The 20,971-nt window shown below is 72.9% G+C and carries 18 protein-coding genes; 5 read left to right on the top strand and 13 right to left on the bottom strand.

Translation table 11 applies throughout. The features are described from left to right. Nucleotides 1–13: 13 nt before the first annotated feature. From KIK09_RS35650 to KIK09_RS35630, 5 genes are all read right to left on the bottom strand, one after another. The gene (locus KIK09_RS35650) at nt 14–1,252 is read right to left on the bottom strand and encodes an RNA polymerase sigma factor (RefSeq protein ID WP_214323846.1); all 1,239 of its coding nucleotides are present in this window, start codon (nt 1,250–1,252) and stop codon (nt 14–16) included. A 5-nt stretch (nt 1,253–1,257) separates the two neighbouring features. After that, complete coding sequence (locus tag KIK09_RS35645) at nt 1,258–1,677, bottom strand: YciI family protein (RefSeq protein ID WP_214323845.1); 420 nt, start codon at nt 1,675–1,677, stop codon at nt 1,258–1,260. 99 nt (nt 1,678–1,776) lie between these two features. Continuing rightward, complete coding sequence (locus KIK09_RS35640; RefSeq protein ID WP_214323844.1) at nt 1,777–3,027, bottom strand: MFS transporter; 1,251 nt, start codon at nt 3,025–3,027, stop codon at nt 1,777–1,779. After that, nucleotides 3,027–3,608 (bottom strand): ArsR/SmtB family transcription factor, encoded by a 582-nt coding sequence (locus KIK09_RS35635; RefSeq protein WP_214323843.1) that lies wholly within the window; start codon nt 3,606–3,608, stop codon nt 3,027–3,029. The genes KIK09_RS35640 and KIK09_RS35635 overlap by 1 nt, the downstream gene beginning before the upstream one ends. A 114-nt stretch (nt 3,609–3,722) precedes the next feature. Then, a complete protein-coding gene (locus tag KIK09_RS35630) occupies nt 3,723–4,550 on the bottom strand; it encodes an AraC family transcriptional regulator (RefSeq protein ID WP_308164487.1) in 828 nt (275 codons plus the stop codon). 77 nt (nt 4,551–4,627) lie between these two features. Here KIK09_RS35630 and KIK09_RS35625 point away from each other — a divergent pair, with 77 nt between their 5' ends. The 4 genes from KIK09_RS35625 (at nt 4,628) to KIK09_RS35610 (ending at nt 9,568) form a co-directional block, all read left to right on the top strand. Next, nucleotides 4,628–5,452, top strand: coding sequence for an alpha/beta hydrolase (locus KIK09_RS35625; protein ID WP_214323842.1), 825 nt, complete (start codon nt 4,628–4,630; stop codon nt 5,450–5,452). A gap of 78 nt (nt 5,453–5,530) precedes the next feature. After that, the gene (locus KIK09_RS35620) at nt 5,531–7,180 is read left to right on the top strand and encodes an FAD-binding dehydrogenase (RefSeq protein ID WP_214323841.1); all 1,650 of its coding nucleotides are present in this window, start codon (nt 5,531–5,533) and stop codon (nt 7,178–7,180) included. A 73-nt stretch (nt 7,181–7,253) separates the two neighbouring features. After that, nucleotides 7,254–8,201, top strand: coding sequence for an NAD(P)/FAD-dependent oxidoreductase (locus tag KIK09_RS35615; RefSeq protein WP_214323840.1), 948 nt, complete (start codon nt 7,254–7,256; stop codon nt 8,199–8,201). A 92-nt stretch (nt 8,202–8,293) separates the two neighbouring features. Further along, on the top strand, nt 8,294–9,568 hold the full coding sequence (locus KIK09_RS35610) for an arginine deiminase (RefSeq protein ID WP_214323839.1): 1,275 nt from the start codon (nt 8,294–8,296) through the stop codon (nt 9,566–9,568). On the opposite strand, the gene KIK09_RS35605 is transcribed toward KIK09_RS35610, so the two are convergent. From KIK09_RS35605 to KIK09_RS35575, 7 genes are read right to left on the bottom strand one after another with little or no spacing between them, the layout of a single operon-like run. After that, nucleotides 9,558–11,636: an alpha/beta hydrolase gene (locus KIK09_RS35605; RefSeq protein WP_214323838.1), complete on the bottom strand. Its 2,079-nt coding sequence runs from the start codon at nt 11,634–11,636 to the stop codon at nt 9,558–9,560. The genes KIK09_RS35610 and KIK09_RS35605 overlap by 11 nt on opposite strands. Before the next feature lie 33 nt (nt 11,637–11,669). Beyond that, on the bottom strand, nt 11,670–12,467 hold the full coding sequence (locus KIK09_RS35600) for a hypothetical protein (protein WP_214323837.1): 798 nt from the start codon (nt 12,465–12,467) through the stop codon (nt 11,670–11,672). Further along, on the bottom strand, nt 12,464–12,787 hold the full coding sequence (locus tag KIK09_RS35595; protein WP_214323836.1) for a PadR family transcriptional regulator: 324 nt from the start codon (nt 12,785–12,787) through the stop codon (nt 12,464–12,466). The genes KIK09_RS35600 and KIK09_RS35595 overlap by 4 nt, the downstream gene beginning before the upstream one ends. Nucleotides 12,788–12,831: 44 nt before the next feature. Continuing rightward, on the bottom strand, nt 12,832–14,169 hold the full coding sequence (locus tag KIK09_RS35590; protein ID WP_214323835.1) for an FAD-binding oxidoreductase: 1,338 nt from the start codon (nt 14,167–14,169) through the stop codon (nt 12,832–12,834). Continuing rightward, the gene (locus tag KIK09_RS35585; RefSeq protein WP_214323834.1) at nt 14,166–16,016 is read right to left on the bottom strand and encodes an ABC transporter ATP-binding protein; all 1,851 of its coding nucleotides are present in this window, start codon (nt 16,014–16,016) and stop codon (nt 14,166–14,168) included. Before KIK09_RS35585 ends, KIK09_RS35590 begins: the two co-directional genes overlap by 4 nt. 5 nt (nt 16,017–16,021) lie before the next feature. Continuing rightward, nucleotides 16,022–18,835 (bottom strand): type 2 lanthipeptide synthetase LanM family protein, encoded by a 2,814-nt coding sequence (locus KIK09_RS35580; RefSeq protein WP_214323833.1) that lies wholly within the window; start codon nt 18,833–18,835, stop codon nt 16,022–16,024. Between the two features lie 16 nt (nt 18,836–18,851). Beyond that, the gene (locus tag KIK09_RS35575; protein WP_214323832.1) at nt 18,852–19,037 is read right to left on the bottom strand and encodes a DUF6229 family protein; all 186 of its coding nucleotides are present in this window, start codon (nt 19,035–19,037) and stop codon (nt 18,852–18,854) included. 92 nt (nt 19,038–19,129) lie between these two features. On the opposite strand from KIK09_RS35575, the gene KIK09_RS35570 reads away from it, so the two are divergent. Further along, nucleotides 19,130–19,771, top strand: a complete 642-nt coding sequence (locus KIK09_RS35570; protein ID WP_275956376.1) for a response regulator — start codon at nt 19,130–19,132, stop codon at nt 19,769–19,771. On the opposite strand, the gene KIK09_RS35565 is transcribed toward KIK09_RS35570, so the two are convergent. Beyond that, on the bottom strand, nt 19,746–20,963 hold the full coding sequence (locus tag KIK09_RS35565) for a sensor histidine kinase (RefSeq protein WP_250574283.1): 1,218 nt from the start codon (nt 20,961–20,963) through the stop codon (nt 19,746–19,748). The genes KIK09_RS35570 and KIK09_RS35565 overlap by 26 nt on opposite strands. Nucleotides 20,964–20,971: the final 8 nt, after the last annotated feature.

Below are 20,971 nucleotides of genomic sequence, written 5' to 3'. Positions count from 1 at the left end.
CCTTTGACGAAAGTCAGGTCTCGAGTCGCGCCGCCCGCCCGTTGAGGTAGCGCTGCTCGGGCAGGCTGCTGGTGCGCTGGGCCGCGGCACGGTAGGCGGCCAGGGCGGCGGAGGTGTCCCCGGCCATCTCGAGCAGGTGGGCGCGGACGGCGAGCAGGCGGTGGTGCCCGGCGATGCGGGCGTCGGACTCCAGCCGGGCCAGCAGTTCGAGCCCGGCCGGAGCACCCTGGGCCATCGCCACGGCGACGGCGTGGTTGAGCGCGGCCATCGGGTTGTCCGACACCTGGACCAGGACCTCGTACAGGGCGGCGATCTGCGGCCAGTCGGTGTCCTCGGCGCGGCCCGCCTCGTCGTGGACGGCGGCGATGGCCGCCTGCAACTGGTAGGGGCCGGTGGCGCCGCGCGGGAGGGCCTCGGTGATCAGGGCCACGCCCTCGGTGACGTAATCGCGCTTCCACAGGCCGCGGTCCTGCTCCGCCAGCGGGATCAGCGCGCCGTCGGGCCCGACCCTGGCGGGGGCGCGGGCGTCGGTGAGCAGCATGAGCGCGAGCAGCCCGGACACCTCGCCGTCGCGCGGCAGCAGCCGGCGCAGCAGGCGGGCCAGCCGGATCGCCTCGGCCGACAGCTCCACCCGGATGAGGTGGCTGCCGGCGGTGCTCGCGTAGCCCTCGGTGAAGATCAGGTAGAGCACGTGGAGCACGGCGGCCAGGCGCTCGGCGCGCTCGGGCTCGGCAGGCAGGCGGAACGGGACGCCACTGGCCTTGATGCGCTGCTTGGCCCGGCTGATGCGCCGGCCCATCGTCGTCTCGGGCACCAGGAACGCGCGGGCGATCTCGGCGGTGGTCAGGCCGCCCACCGTGCGCAGGGTGAGCGCGATCTGGTGCGCCGGTGACAGCGCCGGGTGGCAGCACATGAACAGCAGGATCAGCGTGTCGTCCGACTCGCGCGGCGCCCTGTCGGCGGCCGGGGCCAGCCAGTCCTCGGACAGCGTCCACGTGGCGACCTGGTCCTCGCGCCGCCGGCGGGCCTGCTCGCTGCGCAGCAGGTCTGTCAGCCGCCGCGAGGCCACCGTGATCAGCCAGGCGCGCGGGTTGTCCGGCAGGCCGTCGCCCGGCCACTGGGCGGCGGCCGCGATCAGGGCCTCCTGGACGGCGTCCTCGGCGAGGTCGAAGTGCCCGTAGCGGCGCACGAGCGCGCCGAGGACCTGCGGCGCCAGTTCGCGCAGCAGACCCTCGACGGCGCTGTCGAGCAAGGGAACTAGACCTCGAGGTCGGTGCGGCTGTCGACGATGGGGCGGACGTCGGCCTTGGCCCTGCCGCGGGCGTGCTCCGGCGCGGGGCACGCGGCCAGGCGGGCGGCGATCTCGGTGGCGCGGTCGAAGCTGTCGCACTCGACGATCGTGTAGCCCGCCAGCACCTCGGCGGTCTCGGGATAGGGGCCGTCGGTCACGACGGGCACGCCGTTCTCGAGCTGGACGCGGCGCGTGTGCACGGGCTCGGCCAGGCCGCGGGCGTCGACGAACTCGCCGGAGTCGGCGATCTCCTTGTTCCACTTCTCCATGTAGGCGCCCATGGCCTCGAAGTCCGCGGCGGTCCACGCCGGGTTGTCCGGGGTGCCCTTGCCCGTCATGGAGTCGTAGTCCTGCTGCGACGCGTAGAGCAAGATCATGTATTTCATGCTCAACCTCCTTCTCGCCAGAGACGTCGGAGCCGCGCGCCCCATCCTGCCACCAGCTCCCCGTACTGTGACGCACATCACAACTATGGCTGAAGCAGCTCAATCCGCGGGTGCCGTGGCGTGCGCGCGCCGGCCCCGCAGCCGGTCCATCTCCCGCCATTCCGGCCGCAGCCCGGCCAGATTCGTGGTGAGGGCGTAGGCGGCCCCGCAGCCCAGCAGCACCGGCGACAATCCCGCAGCCGTCACCGCCGCTCCGCCCAGCAGCCCGCCCAACGGGATCCCTGCCCAGGCCAACGCGTCCTTCAGCGCGTTCACCCGGCCGAAGAGCTGCTGCGGAACCCGCTCGTAGGAGACCGCTCCCAGGATCGGATTGAGGAACCCGGAGCTGAAGCCGCTGATCGCGAACACCGCCACCATCGCCCACACCGGCGAATCCACCGCCAGGACGATGAACCTCGGCGCCCCGGCCAGCAGGAAGGCCACGAAGAACACCGGCCGGCGCCGCATCCGGTGCGCCACCATCGCCGCGACCAGGCTGCCGCCGACCGCGGCCAGCCCCATCACGCTGCTGTTGAGCCCCTGCACGGCGGGACCGTGGCCGGACTCCTTGGCCCACACCGGCGCGAGCACCTGACTGAAAGCCGCATCCAGCAGGTTCGTGACGCCGATCATGATGACCACGGTGAGCAGCAACCGGTCGCCGCGCAGGAACGCCAGACCGTGGCCGAAGCGCCGCCAGTACCCCTCGTCCTCGCCCTGACCCGGCGCCTGGCGTCCCATGCCGCGCGGCAGCGCCCACGCCACGACCACGGACCCGAGCGCGAAGCAGGAGGCGCTGATGCTCAGGGCCGTCAGTGGACCGAGCAACGCCACCGCCGCGCCGCCCGCCGCGGGCCCCGCCGTCTGGGCCAGCCGCTCGGTCACGCCCATCAGCCCCGTGGCCCGCTCGAGCGGCATCCGCCCGCGTTCGGCCGCCTCCGGGACCATGATCTCCTTGGCCAGGTCTCCCGGTCCGCGTGCCGCGCCGATCACCGCGACCAGGGCGATCAGCGCGCCTGGCGACAGCAGGCCGAGCGCGTGCAGCGTGACCACGGCAGCGGCCGCCGTGGCGCTGCTCACGTCGGCCGTCCACGAGATCCTGCGCGGCCCCACCCGGTCGACCAGCGGCCCGGCCAGCGCTTTGACCAGCACGTACGGGGCCATCTCGGCGAAGGCCACCAGCCCGGTCTGCACCGCGCTCCCCGTGGTCGTCAGCACGAACCAGGGCAGCGCGATGGCCGACACCCGCGTCCCGGTCAGCGCCACCGCCATGGCCGCGAGCACCCCGGCCATCGGACGTAACGCCGCCATCACGAGTCCGTCGTTGGCTCGGGCAGGACCTGCGTGATCAGCGAGACCCGTACCGCGCCTTCGGGGGCCGCCTCGCCCGGCACGTCGCGCCGATAGCGCGCCACGACCTCGCCCAGCTCCTCGCGCAGCAGCAGGCCTTCCTCGGGCGTGAGACGCAGCGCGAAGGAGCTGAGGTCGAGCACGCGCCGCCACTGTTTCGGCATGGTCTGCAGCTCGTTCAGCGCCCGCTGCGTGCGCACGTTGTACAGGGCCGCGATCGACTGCATGTAGGCCAGCACCGCCTCAGGCTCCCGCTCGGACAGCTCGTCGTCGGTGAGCCGGGTGCCCTGGTGGACCGAGCGCCACCAGCGCTCGCGGGCGTTGCCGCGCTCGGTGTCCTCTGCGACGAAGCCCGCCGCGCCGAGCCTGCGCAGGTGGTAGCTGGCCGTGCCCGAGTTCACCCCCAGCCGCTCGGCCAGCCGGGTGGCGGTGGACGGGCCATGCTTGCGCAGCAGGTCCACCAACTGCACCCGCACCGGGTGGGCCAGCGCCCGCAACCCGACGGCGTCGAGGACGACCACGCTCTCAGGGGAATCCGTCATGTCCCGAACATAAACCACCAACACTTCTTCGCAAACACTTCTTCGCGAAGAACTGTTTGCAATTTCCGCGCAGGCACCGGCACGGAGAAGGTGACTTCAGATCTTGGGCCGGGGTTACGCGCTGGGCCACGCGATGTCGTCAACCGCCAGGAACGGCTCACCGGCCACGCTCGCCGGGGTCACCCCGGTGAACGCCATGACGTCCCGATGCAGGTGGGACTGGTCGGCGTAGCCGCCCTCCACCGCGACCCTGGCCGCGCCTTCGCCCGCGACCAGGCGGTGGGCGGCATGGTCGAAGCGGACCAGCTTCGCGGCGCGCTTGGGCGGCAGGCCGAGCTGCGACCGGAACCGGGACCACAGGCGCTTGCGGCTCCATCCGACCTCGGCCGCCAGCCCGTCGATGCGGACCAGGCCGCGGCCTCCGGCGATCCGGTCCCAGGCCCAGGCCACCTCCGGGTCCACCGGCGCCCCCGCCTCATGCCGGCGGGCGAGCAGCGCGTCGGTCAACGCGAAGCGACCATCCCAGGAGGAGACCTCGCCCAGTCGCTCACGGATGCGTGACGCCTCCCGGCCCCACAGGTCGTCCAGGGCCACCACGGCGCCGTCGAGGTCGGCGGGGGAGGCGCCCAGAACCGCGCGGGCGATCACCGGGGACAGGCGCACCTGCACGCACTCGACGTTCTGCCCCCGCGCCCAGACCGCGCCTCCCGACCCGACGCCGGGCCCGGCGACGACGCTTCCCCGCTGTTGCCGTCCGGCATGGTCCATGACGGGCGAACCGGTGCCGAACTCCAGCAGCAGCGTCACGGCCGGGTGCGGAACCATCCGGAGCGCGTCCAGGTCACGGACGCGGAATCCGGCCATGGTGATCCCGGCCACCCGGCTGGGCCGCTGCGGGCATGCGACCTGCCACACAGCCGCGCCGTGCACGAACGTCCGCACGGCCCCATGCTACGCAAGCCGGCTGAGGGGAACATTCGTCCAAGACGCTGACGCGGTCCGGCGGCGACGGTGGGCTCATGACTGTTTCTGACGGCGGTACGCCGACGCTGCCTCTGGACGACGGCGACCTCTACGTGTGCCAGGACGGCCCCCGCGACGCCCCCGCACTCCTGCTCATCCACGGCTCCGCGTCCTCGACCCGCTCGTGGGACTCGCTGGTTCCGCTGCTGACCGGATTCCATCGCGTCATCCGGATCGACCTGCTCGGGCACGGCCGGTCGGCCAAACCGGCCGACCGTAGCTACGCGCTCCCGGACCAGGCACGCCGGGTCGGCACGGCGCTGGACCGGCTCGGCGTCGAGCACGCCATCGTGGTCGGCCATTCCAGCGGCGGCGCGGCCGCCACCGCCCTCGCCGAACAGCGACCCGATCTGGTGACCGCCCTCGTACTCGTCAACACCGGACCCAGCCTGGACGCCTTCATCGCACCGGAGTCCGCCGCGATCGACCCCTCGCAATGGCCCCCGACCGACGAGCAGCTCCGCCAGTTCGCGAGCACCGGTTTCAGCCGCGCGGGCTACCGGATCCCACCGGAGCTCCTGGACGAGGTGCGCGCCATGACCTACCACACGCTCACCGCGACGATGCAGGCCACCGCGGCTTACCTGCGGCAGCGGGCGCTGCCGGATCGGCTGGCGGCCCTCGGCAAGCCGCTACTGGTGATCTTCGGCGAGGACGACCGCAGATGGCGATCCTCATCCGCCGCCGACTACCGCACCGTTCCGGGCGCGAAAGTCGAGATGCTGCCCGGGCTCGGACACTCACCCATCCTCGAGGACCCGCCGCGGGCCGCCGTACCCCTGCTGGCCTTCACCGCGATCCACGCCGCCCGGGCCGACTGAACGAGACGGCCCGCTCCCAGCCCGTACAGCCGCGCTCCGGGAACCCTCGATCAGCAGAACTCCTGGTACACCTGGTACGTGAGCGAACAAGCGGATGTGATCGTGGTCGGCGCCGGTCTGGCCGGGCTCGTGGCCACCTACGAGCTGGTCAAGGCCGGGCGCAGGGTCCTGATCGTCGAGCAGGAGAACCGCGCGAACCTGGGCGGGCAGGCGTTCTGGTCGCTCGGCGGGCTGTTCATGGTCGACACCCCCGAGCAGCGCCGCCTCGGTATCAAGGACTCCTTGGCCCTGGCGGTGCAGGACTGGATGGGCTCCGCGGGCTTCGACAGGGAGGAGGACCTGTGGGCGCGGCGGTGGGCGCGTGCCTACGTCGAGTTCGCCGCCACCAGGAAGCGCTCCTACCTGCACGAGCTGGGCCTGCGGCTGACGCCCGTGGTGGGCTGGGCAGAGCGCGGCGGCAACATGGCCGACGGCCACGGCAACTCCGTGCCGCGCTTCCACCTGACCTGGGGCACCGGGCCGGAGGTCGTCCGCGTCTTCGCCGAGCCGGTGCTGGCGGGCGAGCGCCGCGGGCTGGTCACCTTCCGCTTCCGCCACCAGGTCGACGAGCTGCTCGTGGAGGACGGCGCCGTGGTCGGCGTGCGGGGCACCGTACTGGAGCCGACCGACCTGGAGCGGGGCAAGGCCTCGCCGCGCGGCGAGGCCGGCGCGTTCGAGCTGCGCGCGGGAGCGGTGATCGTGACGTCGGGCGGCGTCGGGCACAACCACGAACTCATCCGCCGCAGCTGGCCGGTCGAGCGGCTCGGCCCGTGCCCCGAGACGATGATCTCCGGCGTGCCCGCGCACGTCGACGGGCGCATGCTGGAGATCACCGAGCGCGCGGGCGGCAACGTGGTCAACCGCGACCGCATGTGGCACTACACCGAGGGCATCCACAACTGGGATCCCATCTGGCCCGATCACGCCATCCGGATCATCCCCGGCCCGTCGTCGCTGTGGTTCGACGCGACCGGGCGGCGGCTGCCCGCGCCCAATTTCCCCGGCTTCGACACCAACGCCACGATGAAGGCGATCCTGAGCACCGGCTATGACTACTCCTGGTTCGTGCTGACGCAGACGATCATCGAGAAGGAGTTCGCGCTCTCGGGCTCGGAGCAGAACCCGGACATCACCGGCAAGGACCTCAAGCTCGCCCTGGCCAGCCGCCGCGCCAAGGGCGCGCCGGGACCCGTCGAGGCCTTCAAGCGGCACGGCGTCGACTTCGTCGTCGCCGGCGACCTGCGGAGTCTCGTGGCCGGGATGAACAAGATCTCGCGCGGGCCGCAGCTCGACCCCGCCGCGCTCGAGCGGCAGATCCTGGCCCGCGATGGGGAGGTCATCAACGGCTACTCCAAGGACCTGCAGCTCATGGCGGTCAACAACGCCCGCAGGTACGTGGGGGACAGGCTGGTCCGCGTCGCCAAGCCGCACCGGATCCTCGACCCGGCCCACGGGCCGCTGATCGCCGTGCGCCTCAACATCCTGACGCGCAAGACGCTGGGAGGCCTGCAGACCAACCTCGACTCCCAGGTCCTGCGCCCCGACGGCACCCCGATGCCCGGCCTGTACGCGGCGGGTGAGGTCGCGGGCTTCGGCGGCGGAGGCGTCCACGGCTACAACGCCCTCGAGGGGACCTTCCTGGGCGGCTGCATCTTCTCCGGCCGCGCCGCCGGGCTCGCCCTGGCGTGAGGCTTGCCGTATCGGCAAGAGAGTTTGCCCGTACGGCGAGCAGGCCCGCATGGTTGTCGCGGAGGTGGTCGAGATGACCGATCAGCTGAGTGACAGCTATGACGTGGTGGTGGCGGGCGGCGGCGCCGCGGGGTTGAGCGGGGCGCTGGTGCTGGCCAGGTCGCGCCGCTCGGTGGTGGTGATCGACGCGGGATCCCCGCGCAACGCCCCGGCCTCCGGTGTGCACGCGCTGCTGGGACACGACGGGATCCGGCCTGGCGAGCTGCTGGAGCGGGGCCGCGCCGAGGTCCGCGGCTACGGCGGCCACGTGGTGACCGGCGAGGTCGCCGGCGTGACCCGTGACGGCGACGGGTTCGAGGTCGCGCTGGCCGACGGCCGGACGATCGGCGCGCGCCGCCTGCTGGTGGCCGCCGGGCTGGTCGACGAGCTGCCGGACATCCCGGGACTGCGCGACCTGTGGGGCGGGGACGTGGTCCACTGCCCGTACTGCCACGGGTGGGAGGTGCGCGACCGGGCCATCGGCGTGCTGGCCAGTGGCCCGCTGTCGGTGCACCAGGCGTTGCTGTTCCGGCAGTTGAGCGCCGATGTCACGTACTTCACCCACACGATGCCCGCGCCGGCGGGCGAGCAGGCCGAGCAGCTGGCGGCGCGGGGGATCCGGGTGGTGACCGGCGAGGTGGCGGCACTGGAGATCGCCGACGGTCACCTCGCCGGGGTAAGGCTGAGCGACGGCACCGTGGTCGGCCGCCAGGTCCTGGCGGTGGCGTCGCGGATGGTCGCCCGCGCGGGCTTCCTGGCCTCGCTCGGGCTGCATCCGGTCGAGCATCCGATGGGGGTGGGGGAGCACATCGCCGCCGATGCGGCCGGCCGTACGGACGTCCCCGGCGTGTGGGTCGCGGGCAACGTGACCGATCTGGTGGCGCAGGTCGGCGGCAGCGCGGCGGCGGGCGTGATCGCGGCGGCGCAGATCAACGCCGACCTGGTCGCCGAGGACACCCGCCACGCGCTGGAAGCCTCATAACCCAACGCTTGCCCCGAAGTGACTGTTGCCTGGGGCGAAACCGGGCAGACGTGTTCGAAGGTGATGGTTTCGCTTTTACCAGGGGACAAGGGATGAACTACGGCGTGCATTCCGAGGTCGGGCGGCTGCGCAAGGTGATCGTGCATCGGCCCGATCTGAGCCTGAAGCGACTGACCCCAGCGAACAAGGACGAACTGCTCTACGACGACGTCCTGTGGGTACGACGGGCCCAGATCGAGCACGACGCGTTCGTGGCGATGATGCGCGAACACGGCATCGAGGTCTTCTACCACCAGCGGCTGCTGGCCGAGGCCCTCGACACCGGCCAGGCGGCCAAATGGCACGCCGTCGAGCGCATGGTCACCCACCTGTCGGTGGGGCCCGCCCTCGTCGACGAGGTGCGCGAGGAGCTCGCGTCCTGGCCGGGCGAGAAGCTGGCCACGTACCTGATCGGCGGCCTCACGGTCGGCGAGTACCTGGACGAGGCGCGCCAGGCCCGCGAGGGCATCGACGAGCGGTCGCTGGTCGCTGTCATGGCGGGGTCGGGCACCTACCTGCTGCAGCCGCTGCCCAACTCGCTCTACCAGCGCGACCCGGTCGCCTGGCTGTACGGCGGGCTCACGCTCAACCCGCTGTTCTTCCACGCCAGGCGGCTGGAGACGATCAACCAGAGCATCGTCTACCACCACCACCCGATGTTCGCCCGCGAGGATCTCGAGTACTGGTACCCGCCCATGGGCGACGACGGCCGCTTCGACGAGGAGGACTTCGGGCAGGCCTCCATGGAAGGCGGCGACATGATGCCGATCGGCAACGGCGCCGTCGCCATCGGCGTCAGCGAGCGCACCACCGCGCGCATGATCGAGGAGGTCGCCCGGGCGCTGTTCGCCAAGCAGGCCGCCACCCGGGTGCTGGCCGTGGACATCCCGCCCAGCCGCTCCTACATGCACCTCGACACGGTGTTCACGCTGCTGGACGTGGACAAGGCCACCGGCTACCCGCCCGTGGTCGACAACGCGGCGGTCTGGTCGCTGCGGCCCGGCGACAAGGAGGGCACCCTCGAGGTCCACCGGGACAAGAACCTGGCCACCGCGTTCGCCGACGCGCTCGGCATCGACAGGCTCGAGATCATCCCCACGGGCGGCGACGACTACCAGCAGGCCCGCGAGCAGTGGGACTCGGGCAGCAACTTCGTCGCCCTGGAGCCTGGCGTGGTCGTCGGCTACGACAAGAACGAGTTCACCAACCGCAAGCTGCGCGAGCACGGCGTCGACGTCGTCGAGATCGAGGGCTTCGAACTGGGCAAGGGCCGTGGCGGCGGGCACTGCATGACGTGCCCCATCCTGCGCGACCCGGTCACCGCGTAGGGAGCGCGCGCACCTCGGGGTAGGGGTGGTCGCCGGACAGCAGCCGGGAGGGGAGGTGGCGGACCGCCTGGTCGGCGAACTGGGTGACGTAGGCGTTCTGGATGCGCAGGCCACGGGCTCCGTCGATGGACCCCAGCGGGAACAGGGCGCGGATCGGCGCCGCCAGGTAGATGACCGCGTAGTCGGTGAAGTCGAAATGGCCGGTGCCGGCGATCTCGTAGCGCCAGATGGGACCCGCCCCGGCGGCCAGCAGGCGCAGGGTCTGCCGGCGGATGCCCTGGTTCTCCGCGTCGGCTGCCCGGCAGGTGCCGGTGACGCACGAGTCGTCGCCGCCGAGGATCAGGGCGGGAGCCCGCAGCCCGGTGCGGACGACGTCGCCGTGCAGAGCTCCGTCCAGGTCGACCGCGCCCGCGCAGGACGGGTCGTCATGGCAGGCCTGGAAGGCGGTGGCGCCGCCGAAGGAGTGCCCGACGTAGAGCGGATGGCCGGCGTCGACGTGCCCGGCCAGCCGTGATTCCCGGTCGAGCCGGGCGGCGCGGGCCGCGACGAAGCGGGCGTCGGCCGTCCAGACGCCGAGCAGCCCGTCGGCGGTCTTGTCGTCCCACGCCTCGGGTTTGCCGGCCGGCGTGCTGGCGACCGCGTGCCCGTGCAGCACCGTGACGTTGGCGCTGTAAGTCGGGGTCAGGCTCGCCACGACGTAGCCGTGGCCGGCCAGCTCCTGCGCCAGGGTGCTGAACACCGGCGCGTCGAGCCCCAGCCCGGGCGCGAGTACGACCAGCGGGAACCTGCCCTGCGCGACGGCGGCGCCGTCGACCGCGTGGGTGCGCACCGCCGCGAAGCTGCCCTCGCCCAGGCCCGGCAGCGGCGTCGGGATGTGCTGCCGCCCCCACTCGCCCGGCGTGTAAGGGGCGCGCGGCCCGCCCGCGTCCCGCGGGGCCGGGTACCAGATCCACACCGACAGCTCGCGCGGCCGCCCGGGACTCGGCGCGAGCGGGTCGGTGCGGCCGGGGTCGGTCCATTCCTGGAACATGCGCCCGACCCCGTACGCCCCGGTCGGCGCGGGTAGTTCCTGCGGCAGCACCCGCCGTACGGTCACCACGCCCAGATAACCGACGACCAGCAGGACGAGCGCCAGCGGCAGCCCCACCAGGATCCGGGAAACCCGGCGCCTGCGAGTTCTGAAGGCCTGCACCAGGAGGGTCACCAGGAAGACGACGGCCGCCAGTGACGCGACGAGCCTGGTGATGTCGCCCAGCGTGCCGAGCTGGTAGTCCAGCAGGTAACCGATCCCTTCACGGAAGGCGAGGGTGACGGGAACGCTCGCGGCCGCGCCGTACAGCGCCGCCATGAGCACCGGCACGCGGCGGCGCGGCCGGGACGAGCGCAGCAGCCCGAGATAGGCGTTGAGCGGGACGAGCACCGCCGTCAGCAGGACGGCGCCGACGACGACGCGGAAGGCGGCGGCCTGCACGGGTCGCGGGCCCAGGCCGTCGCCCATCGCCTCGGCCAGCGCCAGCCAGCCGGACACGGTGGTCGTGAGCAGGACGGTCGCCACGATCCGGTGCCCGCGCAGGACGCCGGCGACCCGGCGCGCCCAGCCGGTGGGAACCCGCAGGCGTGCCGCGGCGGCGAGGAGGTCCTCGACCCAGTCGGTGTCGCCCCTGGTGGCGGGACCGGCCCGGCGCAGGGACACGGCGAGCGGCACAGCGGACATTGTGACGACGGCCAGCCCGGCGATCATCAGGTGCTGCTGCCACCCCCGCACGTCGGCGTGCGCGCCCGCGGCGACCGACGCCCAGCACGTCACCGCCGTCGCCACCACGGCCACCAGCACCGCCCACGCGCCGCGCAGCAGGTCACCGGACGCGGGCCGTACCCGGGCGCGGATCGCGATCGCCAGCGCCAAGGCCGGAACGAGCAGTTCGGTGGCGGAGATCACGACATCGTAGGGATCGTCCTGCCACGGGCTGAAGACACGCACGGCGCGTGACTGGGTGGTCAGCAGGATCAGCACGGTGAAGGCCGACGCGGACGCCATGCACCACCGCAGGGCTCTGGTGAAGGTCACGCGCCGCACGCTAGTACGCGAAACGATATACCGTCAAACGTAATAGTGGCGAAGTGTCCGCGTGACACTGATCGACGAGCACAGCGCCGCCACCGCGCCGACCGCGACGCCCGCCAGCGTCACCGGGGTACGGCCGGCCATCGCCGCCGCGACGCCGTTCACCACCGCGACCGCGCAGAGCAGGACCGTCACGGCCGCGGCCAGCAGCACCGGCGGCCGCATCACCGCGACGGACGGCCGGGCCCGCCGCAACGTGACCACCGGCCCGGCCGCGACCGCGAGCACCGTGGCGGCCAGCCCGGCCGTCCACGCCAGCACCCCGGCCAGGAAACCCGCCGACAGCTGGTGCGGCCGCGCGAGCAGCAGGGCGCCCACGACCTCGACACCTGCCAGGACACCCCCGGGCAGCAGCGGCACCACCAGGCGCCGATCGCGCGCCGGCACCAGCACCCGCAACGTCATCAGCAACGCCGCCGCGCCGGCCACGGCGCATCCCGCCAGCACCAGCCACCAGGCCGCCGAGACCAGCGCACGCACCGTGTCGGGAGTGCCCGGCGCCGGCGGATCCAGCAGGAGCCGGTCGAGCACCGGCACCGACGACACCCCGGCACACCAGGCCACCCACGTCGTGGCCAGCGTCGCCTGCGCGCGGCGCCCCTGATCGCCCAGCGCGGGTCTCAGCCAGGCCCGCGTGGCGCCCACCGCCAGGTCCAGCATCACCCCGGGGCCGCCGCCCGTGTCCTCGACCAGCGCCTCGAGCTCATCTCCGTAACGCTCGCGGAACCACGGCGGGTAGCAGGCCAGCGCGACCCGCACGGCCGGGCCGCTCATCGCGCCACGCCCGCCGACAGGCGGCTCAGGCCGGTGGTGGCGAAGCGCGACATCTCGGTCAGCCGCTCGGAAAGCGCCGACGCCCCCGCCGCGGTGATCCGGTACGGCCGGCGCCGCTCCTCCCCGGGCAGCGCCTCCACCAGCCCCTGCTCCTCCAGCCTGGACAGCGCGGCATACAGCGTCCCTGGCCCCAGCGTGATGCCCGCCTGCTCCTGGACGTCCTTGACGATCGCGTAGCCGTGCTTCGGGCCCTCCGCGAGGCTCCCCAGGATCAGCAACGGCGGATTCCCCCACCCCAACGGATCCGAGCGTCGCGCCATGACGGCCCCCTCTACTACGCCAGACGATAGGTCGTCAAACGATACTACGGGCGCAGGGACTGGGTGAACGTGAACAGGCCGTCGGGGTCGTAGGCGGCCTTCACCTCGCGCAGCCGTGGCAGATTGCTCCCGTAGTAGGCCCGAGCCCAGTCCTCCAGGTCGGCATCCGGATAGTTGGGATAGACGGCGCCGGAGGACCAGGGCGACAGCCGCGCCCACGACCGGCGCAGCCACGCGTGCGCGTCCCGCCTGCGGTCGTCGGTGGCGCGGAACCCCACCTGGACGGACTGCTTGAGCAGGAAGCGCGGGGCGCGGTGGACGAAGGCGCTCGCGCCGGGGGAGTGGCGGGCGATCGCGCCCGCCCAGGGCACGAACTCCAGGTCACGGATCTCTCCGCGGACGCGGTCGGCGGCCAGCCGTTCCAGGAGGTCCTCGATGGCCGCCCGGGGCAGGTGGCCGTCGAAGAAGGCGGATTTGTTCAGGCGGAGTCCCGGCCGCTCGCCGTACGGGAGGTCCGTGACGGCGCTCCCCCCGTCGTCGGCGTAGGCGTGGTGGCAGGCGGCCGCGGCGCCTTCCAGGCGGGTGAGGCTGACCTGGTCCAGCGGCGCGAGATCGGCGACCAGCTTGGCCGCCCACTCCTCCGGGCCCGCGACGACGCCGAAGAGCACGGCGTAGGGCGGCTCCTCGGGCTCGTCGCCGCAGATGACGGCGATCTCCAGGTTGACCTCGTCCGGCGCCTCCGGGGCCCAGTGCTGCCAGGCGTCGACGAGGTCGGCGGCCCGGCCGTACTCGCAGATCGCCTGGACGGCGGTGATCGGCACGATGGGCCTGGTGCGCAGCGTCAGCTCGGTGACCACGCCGAAGTTGCCTGCGCCGGCTCCGCGCAGCGCCCAGAGGAGGTCGTCCTGCGCTTCGACGCTCCGCCCGTTGGCCAGGATGACGCGTGCCGCCAGCACGTGGTCGGCGCCCAACCCGTACAGGCGGCTGAGCACGCCGTAGCCGCCGCCGAGCACGGCCCCGACGACGCCGACGGTGGGGCACCAGCCGCAGGGCACCGTGCGCCCGTGCTCGGCCAGGCGGCGGGCCAGCTCGCCGATCTGGACGCCGGGGCCCACCCGCACGCTTTCCACGCCGACGTCGATCGTCTTCATCGCGCCGAGGTCGACCAGCAGGCCGGTCGTGGAGGAGTGCTCGGCGAAGCTGTGGCCGCCGCCGCGCAGGACGAACGGCAGACCGCGGGCGCGGGCGAGTTCCAGGACGCTGAGCACGTCCGTTTCCGAGGCGCAGCAGGCCACCAGGGCAGGGAGCTCCTCGGTGAGCGTGCCGAGGAACGCCTTGCGCCTGGTCTGGTAGCCGGGCTCGCCGGGGTGGATCAGCCTCATCTGCGCGCCGCCTTCCCTGTCTGCAGCGCGTACAGCTCGGCGTAGCGCCCGTGCAGCGCCAGCAGCTCCTCGTGCGTGCCCTCCTCGACGACGCGCCCACGGTGCAGCAGGTAGATGCGGTCGGCGTGCCGTACGCTCGTCAGCCGATGCGTGATCAGCAGGACGGTCCGCTCGCCCGCGATCTTGCGGAGCGTCTCGTAGACCGCGTACTCGGCCTTGGCGTCCAGCGGCGCCGTCGGCTCGTCCCAGATGAGCAGCGGGCCGTCGCGGAACAGCCCGCGGGCCACGGCCAGGCGTTGCCACTGGCCCGCCGACAGCTCGTGACCGCCCCTGAACTGCTTGGACAGCAGGGTCTGCCACCCGGCGGGAAGACCGGCCACCACGTCGTCGGCCGCGGCCAGCGAGGCGGCCTCGTGCAGGGCCAGATCTCCCGGGTCGGGGCGGTCGTGGCGGCCCAGGCGGACGTTGGTCCTGGCGTCGTGCGGCCAGCGGACCGGCTGCTGCGGCACCAGGACCACCCGGTCGGCCAGGGTGTCCGGGTCCAGTTCGGAGCTGTCGACCCCGTCCCACCGCAGGGTGCCCGTCGTGGGCCGGTAGAGCCCGGCCAGCACCCTGGCCAGCGTGGTCTTGCCCGAACCGTTCTCGCCGACCAGCGCGATCGTCTGGCCCGCGTGGATGGTCAGATCGATGTCCCGCAGCGCGGGGCGCGGGCTGCCGGGGTAGGTGAAGCCGACGCTGTGCAGCGTGATGCGTTCGGGTGAGCGCGGCGCCGCCGTACCGCCGGAAGGCAGTCGCCGAGCCTCGGCGTCGGCGAGGAAGTCGTGGTAGTCGGAGACGTACATGAACTGCTCGAACAGCTGGTTGGCGGCCTGGGCGAGCTGCCTCAGCGCCGCGGCCGCCACCCTGACCGCGATCACCGCGGTGCCCGCGGCCGCCAGCGCGATCCAGCCCGAATGTAGCATCAGCCCGAGTACGGCCAGCACCGCGGCCATGGCGAGACCGCCCGCGGCACGCCCCGCGGCCCTGACCCGCGCCATCGACACCCCGACCCGCGTCTCGGTCTGCTTCAGCACGTCCGCCACCTGGCGGTACTCGGCAAGCAGGTACGGCTGAGCCTGGCAGGCCCGCAGCTCGGCCGCCGGTTCGCGCTCGGTGGCCAGATCGGCGAGCAGGTCCACCCGCCGGTTCAGCGTGACCATGCCCCGCATGCCCGCGTAGCCGTACCGCGCGGCCTTCAGCACCGCCCACGCCTCCGGGACCACGCTGACCACGAGCAGCGGCACCAGCAGCGGGTGCAGCACGGCCAGCCCCGCGGCGGCCGCCGCCACCCCGCAGGTGGCGCCGAGCAGGTCGACGGTGTTGCCCAGCGCGCGCTCGAGATGGAACAGCCCGCGGTCGCGCGCCCGGTGCAGGCCGTCGAAGAAGTCCACGTCGTCGAAGTCGGACAGCTGCACGCCGAGCGCGGCGGCGAACAGCCGTTCCTCCGCCGCCCGGCGCAGCGCGGGCTCCAGCCGCGCCCTGGCCAGCTCCACCGCCGCCTCGGCCGCCCCGCGCAGCGCCACGATCGAGGCGACCAGGATCAGGCTGGGTATCGCCGCCACGAGCCGATCGGGCGCCGCTCCCGCGGCCAGCAGTTCGTCCAGCACGGCCGCGGTCGCCAGCAGCCCGCTGGCTGTCGCGACACCCGAGGCGACCTGCAGGACGAGGATCGTCAGCGCGGGCCGGCGCCCGCATTGCCAGATGAGCCGCAGCACGGGCGCGGTGATCGCCGGCAGCCGCCGCAGGGTGCGCCGAGGCCCGTCCGGCCGGTCCAGGTGCCAGTACGGAGTGGCGAGTTCCTCCTCCATGTCGCTCACTCCAGGTCCGGCAGCAGGACGGAAGGCAGCGCGCAGTCCGGGTGCATGCGCAGCAGCTGGTAGGCCACCCCGCCCAGGCCGGGCAGCAGCCCCGGTGCGAAGGCGTCCCTGGCCAGGCCGCTGATCGGGCCGTTGGTCTCCAGGCTGCCCAGGATGTGGGCGTCAAGCCGCGCGCGTTCCACCGGAGCGACGCCTGCCGCCCGCGCGTGCTCGATCACCTCCCATGAGCCGAGATCGCCGTGGCAGAGCGTGTGGTTCCAGCCGGTGCCGTCGGCCCAGCAGGAGGCTGCGGCCCGCGCCAGCCTGTCACGCCACAGGGCGCCGCCCCCGCGGGCGAGCTGGTCGGCGGCGACGATGCCGACGCCGCCCGCGCCGTGGCACCACGCGGCGGCGGTGAACCCGTCGCCGCGCAGGTCCACCCAGCCGCGCTGATCGGGGTCGTAGAGGGTGTCCTCGTAGGCGAAGGCGGCCTCTGCCTGTTCGTGCGCGCCCAGCCGGGACAGGGCCCAGCCGATGCCGGTGGCGCCGTGGGCCAGCCCACCGAGGCCCTGGGGGAAGCGCGCGCTGGGCCAGCACAGGCCGCCGGGACGGCGCTCGGCCAGGGTCTCCAGGCGGTGTCCGATCGCGTGGGCCAGTTCCGCCCATCGGGGTTCGCCGGTCTGCTCGCCCAGCCGCAGCAGCGGGACGATCGCTCCCGCCATCCCGGAGAGGAGGTCGTAGCTGTCGTCGGCCTCGATCGACTCGGGCAGCAGCTCCGCCAGCGCGCGAGCGCGTACCAGCGCCTCCTCTCCGGCCGCGCCGAGTCTCCGCAGCAGCAGCCAGCCCCACACCTGCGAGGCGATGCCGAGGTAGGCGCCGGGAGGCTCCGGCCGCAGCCGTATGTCCTCCTGCCGCTTGGCGGCGTCGCGATCCTCCGTGATGCGGATCGTGCGCAGGACCGCCTCCAGGAGGCCGGGCAGCTCCTCGACCGGCTCGGCCCTGCCTTCGGCGGCCTCCCGGATGTAGGAGGTCAGCAGGATCGCCACGCCGTGGGCTCCGTTGTACAGGTCGGCGGACAGCGGTTGTACGGCCCAGCCGGTGGGGTTGAGCACCGGGGTGATCCAGGTGACCGTGCCGTCCGCGCCGCGCACGGCGTGGTCGAGCACGCCGCGCATGATGCCGACCGCGACCTGCCGCCGCCGGGGGGCCAGGCGTTCGGTGCGGATGACGCCGGGCGAGAGCCCCATGTCCTCCGGCATCCAGCCCTCGTTGAGGTAGGCGCTGACCAGCGCCGCCTGCGCCACCCTGCGGTCCAGGCCGTGGTCGCGCCCCCGCCAGCGGGTCACGGCGTCGGCGACCAGGTCGAGCTCCGGGCCGCACCTGGTGCCCGCCGGGCCGTTGAGCACGCCGACGCGCGGGGTGGTGTCGAACATCGGGATGTCGCCGTGGCACAGCTCGTCGACCTCGGCGGCGATGATGGCGGCGTCGCCGGGAGCGCCGGGCACGTTCTCCGACATCTTGGCCAGCAACGCGGCGGCCTTCGCGCGGGCGGGCGCCTCGTCGTGCAGCGCGGCGGGGTGCCAGAGCATGCGGCCCAGCTCGGCGTAGGACTCGGTGGAGCGCAGCACCGCGCGGACCGGGCAGTCGGCGAAGCCCGCCAGCAGCGGCTCGAGCTTGCCCGACCGGTCCAGTTCGGTCAGCCGCTCGTCGAGCTCGTCGAATCCGGCGATGATCGAGTCCCAGTAGCTGCCGAGCACCGGCTCCGGGCTGGGATGGTTGGCCGACGGGGGCAGCTTCACCCGCTCGGTGCCCATCCGGGGGCTGTCGGTGCCCGCGCCGAGCACCACCGGCAGTTCGACCTCCGGTTGCTGGCCGGGCAGCGCGCCTGCCGCCGACATGTCCACACCGCGCCAGCCCAGCGCCACCCCTCGCCCGGGGAGCAGCCCGGTGCGCATGACCGAGGTGTCCACCAGTTGCACCGCCAGGTCGACGGCCTGGCCGTACCCCGAGGGACGTGCCCTGGCGTGCGGGGTGAACAGGCTCTCGCAGTCGACGACCACGGGGTGGGGCCCTGCGGCGATGAGGTTCTCGGAGTGCAGGTCGCTGCCGCCGAGCAGGCGCATGAGCGCCAGCCAGTGGCCCATGCCGCGGTAGAAGGCCCGCAGCTCCGCCGTGTCGGCGCAGTAGCGGTGCTCGATGTGCTCGGCCCAGCCGTACCCTTGCCCGATCACCACCGCGGGCACCCGCATCGTGGAGACGCCGAGGTGCGTGAGCAGCTCGGCGAGCGCCGCGTCCACCGCCAGCGAGCGCGGTTTGTAGACCACCCGGCCGTCCTCGCCGTGCACCGCGACGACGGTCTGCCCGCCCCGGTGGCTGTCTCCCGCGCCGAACTCGACGCGTTCGAGCGCACCTGAAGGTGCTCCCGGGAGGGTGGCCAGCGCCGCGCGGTCCGCGGCGTAGCGTTCGGCGAAACGGTAGGCGGCCTCGCACCGGTGGCGGATCACCGTCGCGAGCCTGGCCGTCATGCTGGGGTACGGCACCGCCAAGCCGGACCAGAATGCCGGTTCCGCCACACTTTGCTTCCATTCCTCCCATCGAGCGGCGGGGTCGGCGGCCGTCAGACGCCCGGACAGCCGGGCGGCGTTCAGCTCCAGCACCAGCACCCTGGTGATCTTGCGGCGGACGTCCTCCTCGACGGAGGTCGCGGCGCCCGCCAGGATGGCGCGTCGCTCGGCCGGGGTGAGGCCGGTGAGCGACCCCAGCCCGGTCTCCAGGTCGGCCAGGATCGGTCCGATCAGCGGGTCCAGCGGAGGGTCGAACTCACCGGCCATGTGCTCCCGTCCCCGCTCAGCAGCAGTAACGGGTGTAGGAACCCGAGCAGGCGGTCCCGCACCTGCCGGAGTAACCCGGCCCGGTCATGGTGATCTCGGACTCGACGTACGTGCCGGGCAGCATCGGGCCTACCGGGCTGTCCTCCTCGCCCGCCCTCCAGGCGGCGACGATCTCCTCGGCTCTTTCGAGGGTGATGGTCATGCTGGCTCCCTTCTCCAGATGGCGCCATGTTCCGTTGCCGGATCCGTGGCGGATAGCCGCCATAACTGCGCACTTGACATGACATTCCGGATATGGGAAAGACAGGCGTGATCACCGTTTCCGTCGTAGACGATGACCGGATGCTGATCGAGGGACTGGCCGCGTGGCTGGCCGGTGTCCCCGACGTCCGGCTGACCGGGCGGGCCGCCACCGTCGCCGAGCTGCTCAGGACCGAGCCGTCGCCGGCCGACGTGGTGCTGCTCGACCTGCTGCTGGCCGACGGCTCCGACCCCGTGGACAACGTGCGCACACTGGTACGGCTGTGCCGGCGGGTGCTCGTGGTCAGCGTGGTGACCTCGTGCGACATGGCCAGGCGGATGATCGGCGCCGGAGCGGGCGGGTACCTCACCAAGGACCACGACCTGGCGGCCCTGGTGGCGAAGATCAGGGAGGTGGCCAAGGAGGAGGTGGCCATCTCCCCGGAACTGGCGCTCGGCTGGCTCGCCGACCGCGACGACGACCGGCCCGTCCTGTCTCCACAGGAACGTGCCATCCTGCTCGCCTACGCCTCCGGCATGACGCTCACCGCGGCGGCCCGCAGCGCCGGGGTGCAGCCGGGGACCGCCAAGAACTACCTGCAACGCGTCAAGGACAAGTACCGCAAGGCGGGCCGGCCCGCCTACACCAAGCTGGAGCTCGCCGCCCGCGTCAGGGAGGACGGTCTGGCCACCTGAGCTCCACGCACACCCCTTCACCGGCAGCGGTGATGATCTCCGCGCGGCCGCCGACCTCGCGCATGCGGTCGATGACCGAGGAGCGTAATCCGTAGCCGAGCTCGACCCGGCCCGGATCGAAACCGCTGCCGCGGTCGACCACGCGGACGGTGACCACACCGTCCACCGCGATGGCGGTGAGCCAGGCATCACGCTCCCCGGAGTGCCTGGCCACGTTGTTGAGCGCCTCCTCGGCGGCCTCCGTCATGGCCGCGGCCACACCGGCGGGCAGATCCTCCGGCAGCGCCTCGTCGGCGAAGCGCACGCACAGGCCCAGCCCCGCCGCCCTGGCCACGGCCCGGGCCAGGCCGTTGCCCAGTCCGGTGGCGGGGCCGGCGGCGTCCTGCCTGATCAGCGCCCGCACGTAGGCCGCGTCCGCGGCGCACCGCCGCCGCACCTCCTCCGTGCGGTGATCCAGCCCGCCCCGGGCGATCGCGGTCAGCGTGGCCAGGACCGTGTCGTGCAACTGCCGATAGTGCGCGAGCCTGGCCTGTTCGGCGACCCGCTCCGCCTCGGCCGTCAGCCGCTGCTCGGTCAGCCCGTCCAGCCGCATGGCCTGGGCGGCCAGGTAGCGGCGGATGAAGAAGACGATGACCGCGAACCAGACATAGCTATTGACCCGTACGGCCAGCTCCAGCACGAACGGGGTGTGCAGGCCGAGATCGTCGGCGTGCGCGATCGCGTAGACCACGATCGCCGGCAGCAGGGCGGCGAACTGGATCGCGCGCTCGCTGACCGCGCCGATCAGCGCCCCGGTCGCCAGCAGGGCGTGCGAGGACCAGTTGGACTCGCACGTGCCCGACTCCGGCAGGCAGACACCCGTGACCCCGACCATGAAGACGCAGGTGGCCAGGGCGTCGATCACCACGGCCAGGGGCGTGAACCAGCCGCGCCGCGCGACCCACTGGAACAGCGTCACGTTCCAAGCCAGGGCCAGCGCGAGCAGGACCGCGTTGCGGCACCGGTCGGAGAAGAGCACCTCGTCGGCGAACAGGCTCGCGCACGCGGGCAGCAGGTAGCTGAGCCGCTGCAGCATCAGCAACATCGCCACGAACCTGCGCACGCGCTCACCGCTGGGCCTGGAGGCCAGGAACAGCGGATCTCGCCAGCCCAGAGAGGTCCGCCCGGGGCCGCGGGCGGGTGATGGCTGCATCTGGAGTC

Source organism: Nonomuraea sediminis, assembly GCF_018531495.1.
Classification (GTDB): Bacteria; Actinomycetota; Actinomycetes; order Streptosporangiales; family Streptosporangiaceae; genus Nonomuraea; species Nonomuraea sediminis.
Note: the sequence above shows the minus strand (reverse complement) of the source record. Positions and strands in the feature narration are given on the sequence as shown.

Bases quoted from the DNA above. Each gene is read 5' to 3' on its own strand.
- KIK09_RS35635 (WP_214323843.1), bottom strand. From the start codon at position 3,608: ATGACGGATTCCCCTGAGAGCGTGGTCGTCCTCGACGCCGTCGGGTTG.
- KIK09_RS35640 (WP_214323844.1), bottom strand. From the start codon at position 3,027: ATGGCGGCGTTACGTCCGATGGCCGGGGTGCTCGCGGCCATGGCGGTG.
- KIK09_RS35645 (WP_214323845.1), bottom strand. From the start codon at position 1,677: ATGAAATACATGATCTTGCTCTACGCGTCGCAGCAGGACTACGACTCC.
- KIK09_RS35585 (WP_214323834.1), bottom strand. From the start codon at position 16,016: ATGGAGGAGGAACTCGCCACTCCGTACTGGCACCTGGACCGGCCGGAC.
- KIK09_RS35575 (WP_214323832.1), bottom strand. From the start codon at position 19,037: ATGACCATCACCCTCGAAAGAGCCGAGGAGATCGTCGCCGCCTGGAGG.
- KIK09_RS35580 (WP_214323833.1), bottom strand. From the start codon at position 18,835: ATGGCCGGTGAGTTCGACCCTCCGCTGGACCCGCTGATCGGACCGATC.
- KIK09_RS35610 (WP_214323839.1), top strand. From the start codon at position 8,294: ATGAACTACGGCGTGCATTCCGAGGTCGGGCGGCTGCGCAAGGTGATC.
- KIK09_RS35595 (WP_214323836.1), bottom strand. From the start codon at position 12,787: ATGGCGCGACGCTCGGATCCGTTGGGGTGGGGGAATCCGCCGTTGCTG.
- KIK09_RS35625 (WP_214323842.1), top strand. From the start codon at position 4,628: ATGACTGTTTCTGACGGCGGTACGCCGACGCTGCCTCTGGACGACGGC.
- KIK09_RS35600 (WP_214323837.1), bottom strand. From the start codon at position 12,467: ATGAGCGGCCCGGCCGTGCGGGTCGCGCTGGCCTGCTACCCGCCGTGG.
- KIK09_RS35590 (WP_214323835.1), bottom strand. From the start codon at position 14,169: ATGAGGCTGATCCACCCCGGCGAGCCCGGCTACCAGACCAGGCGCAAG.
- KIK09_RS35570 (WP_275956376.1), top strand. From the start codon at position 19,130: ATGGGAAAGACAGGCGTGATCACCGTTTCCGTCGTAGACGATGACCGG.
- KIK09_RS35615 (WP_214323840.1), top strand. From the start codon at position 7,254: ATGACCGATCAGCTGAGTGACAGCTATGACGTGGTGGTGGCGGGCGGC.
- KIK09_RS35565 (WP_250574283.1), bottom strand. From the start codon at position 20,963: ATGCAGCCATCACCCGCCCGCGGCCCCGGGCGGACCTCTCTGGGCTGG.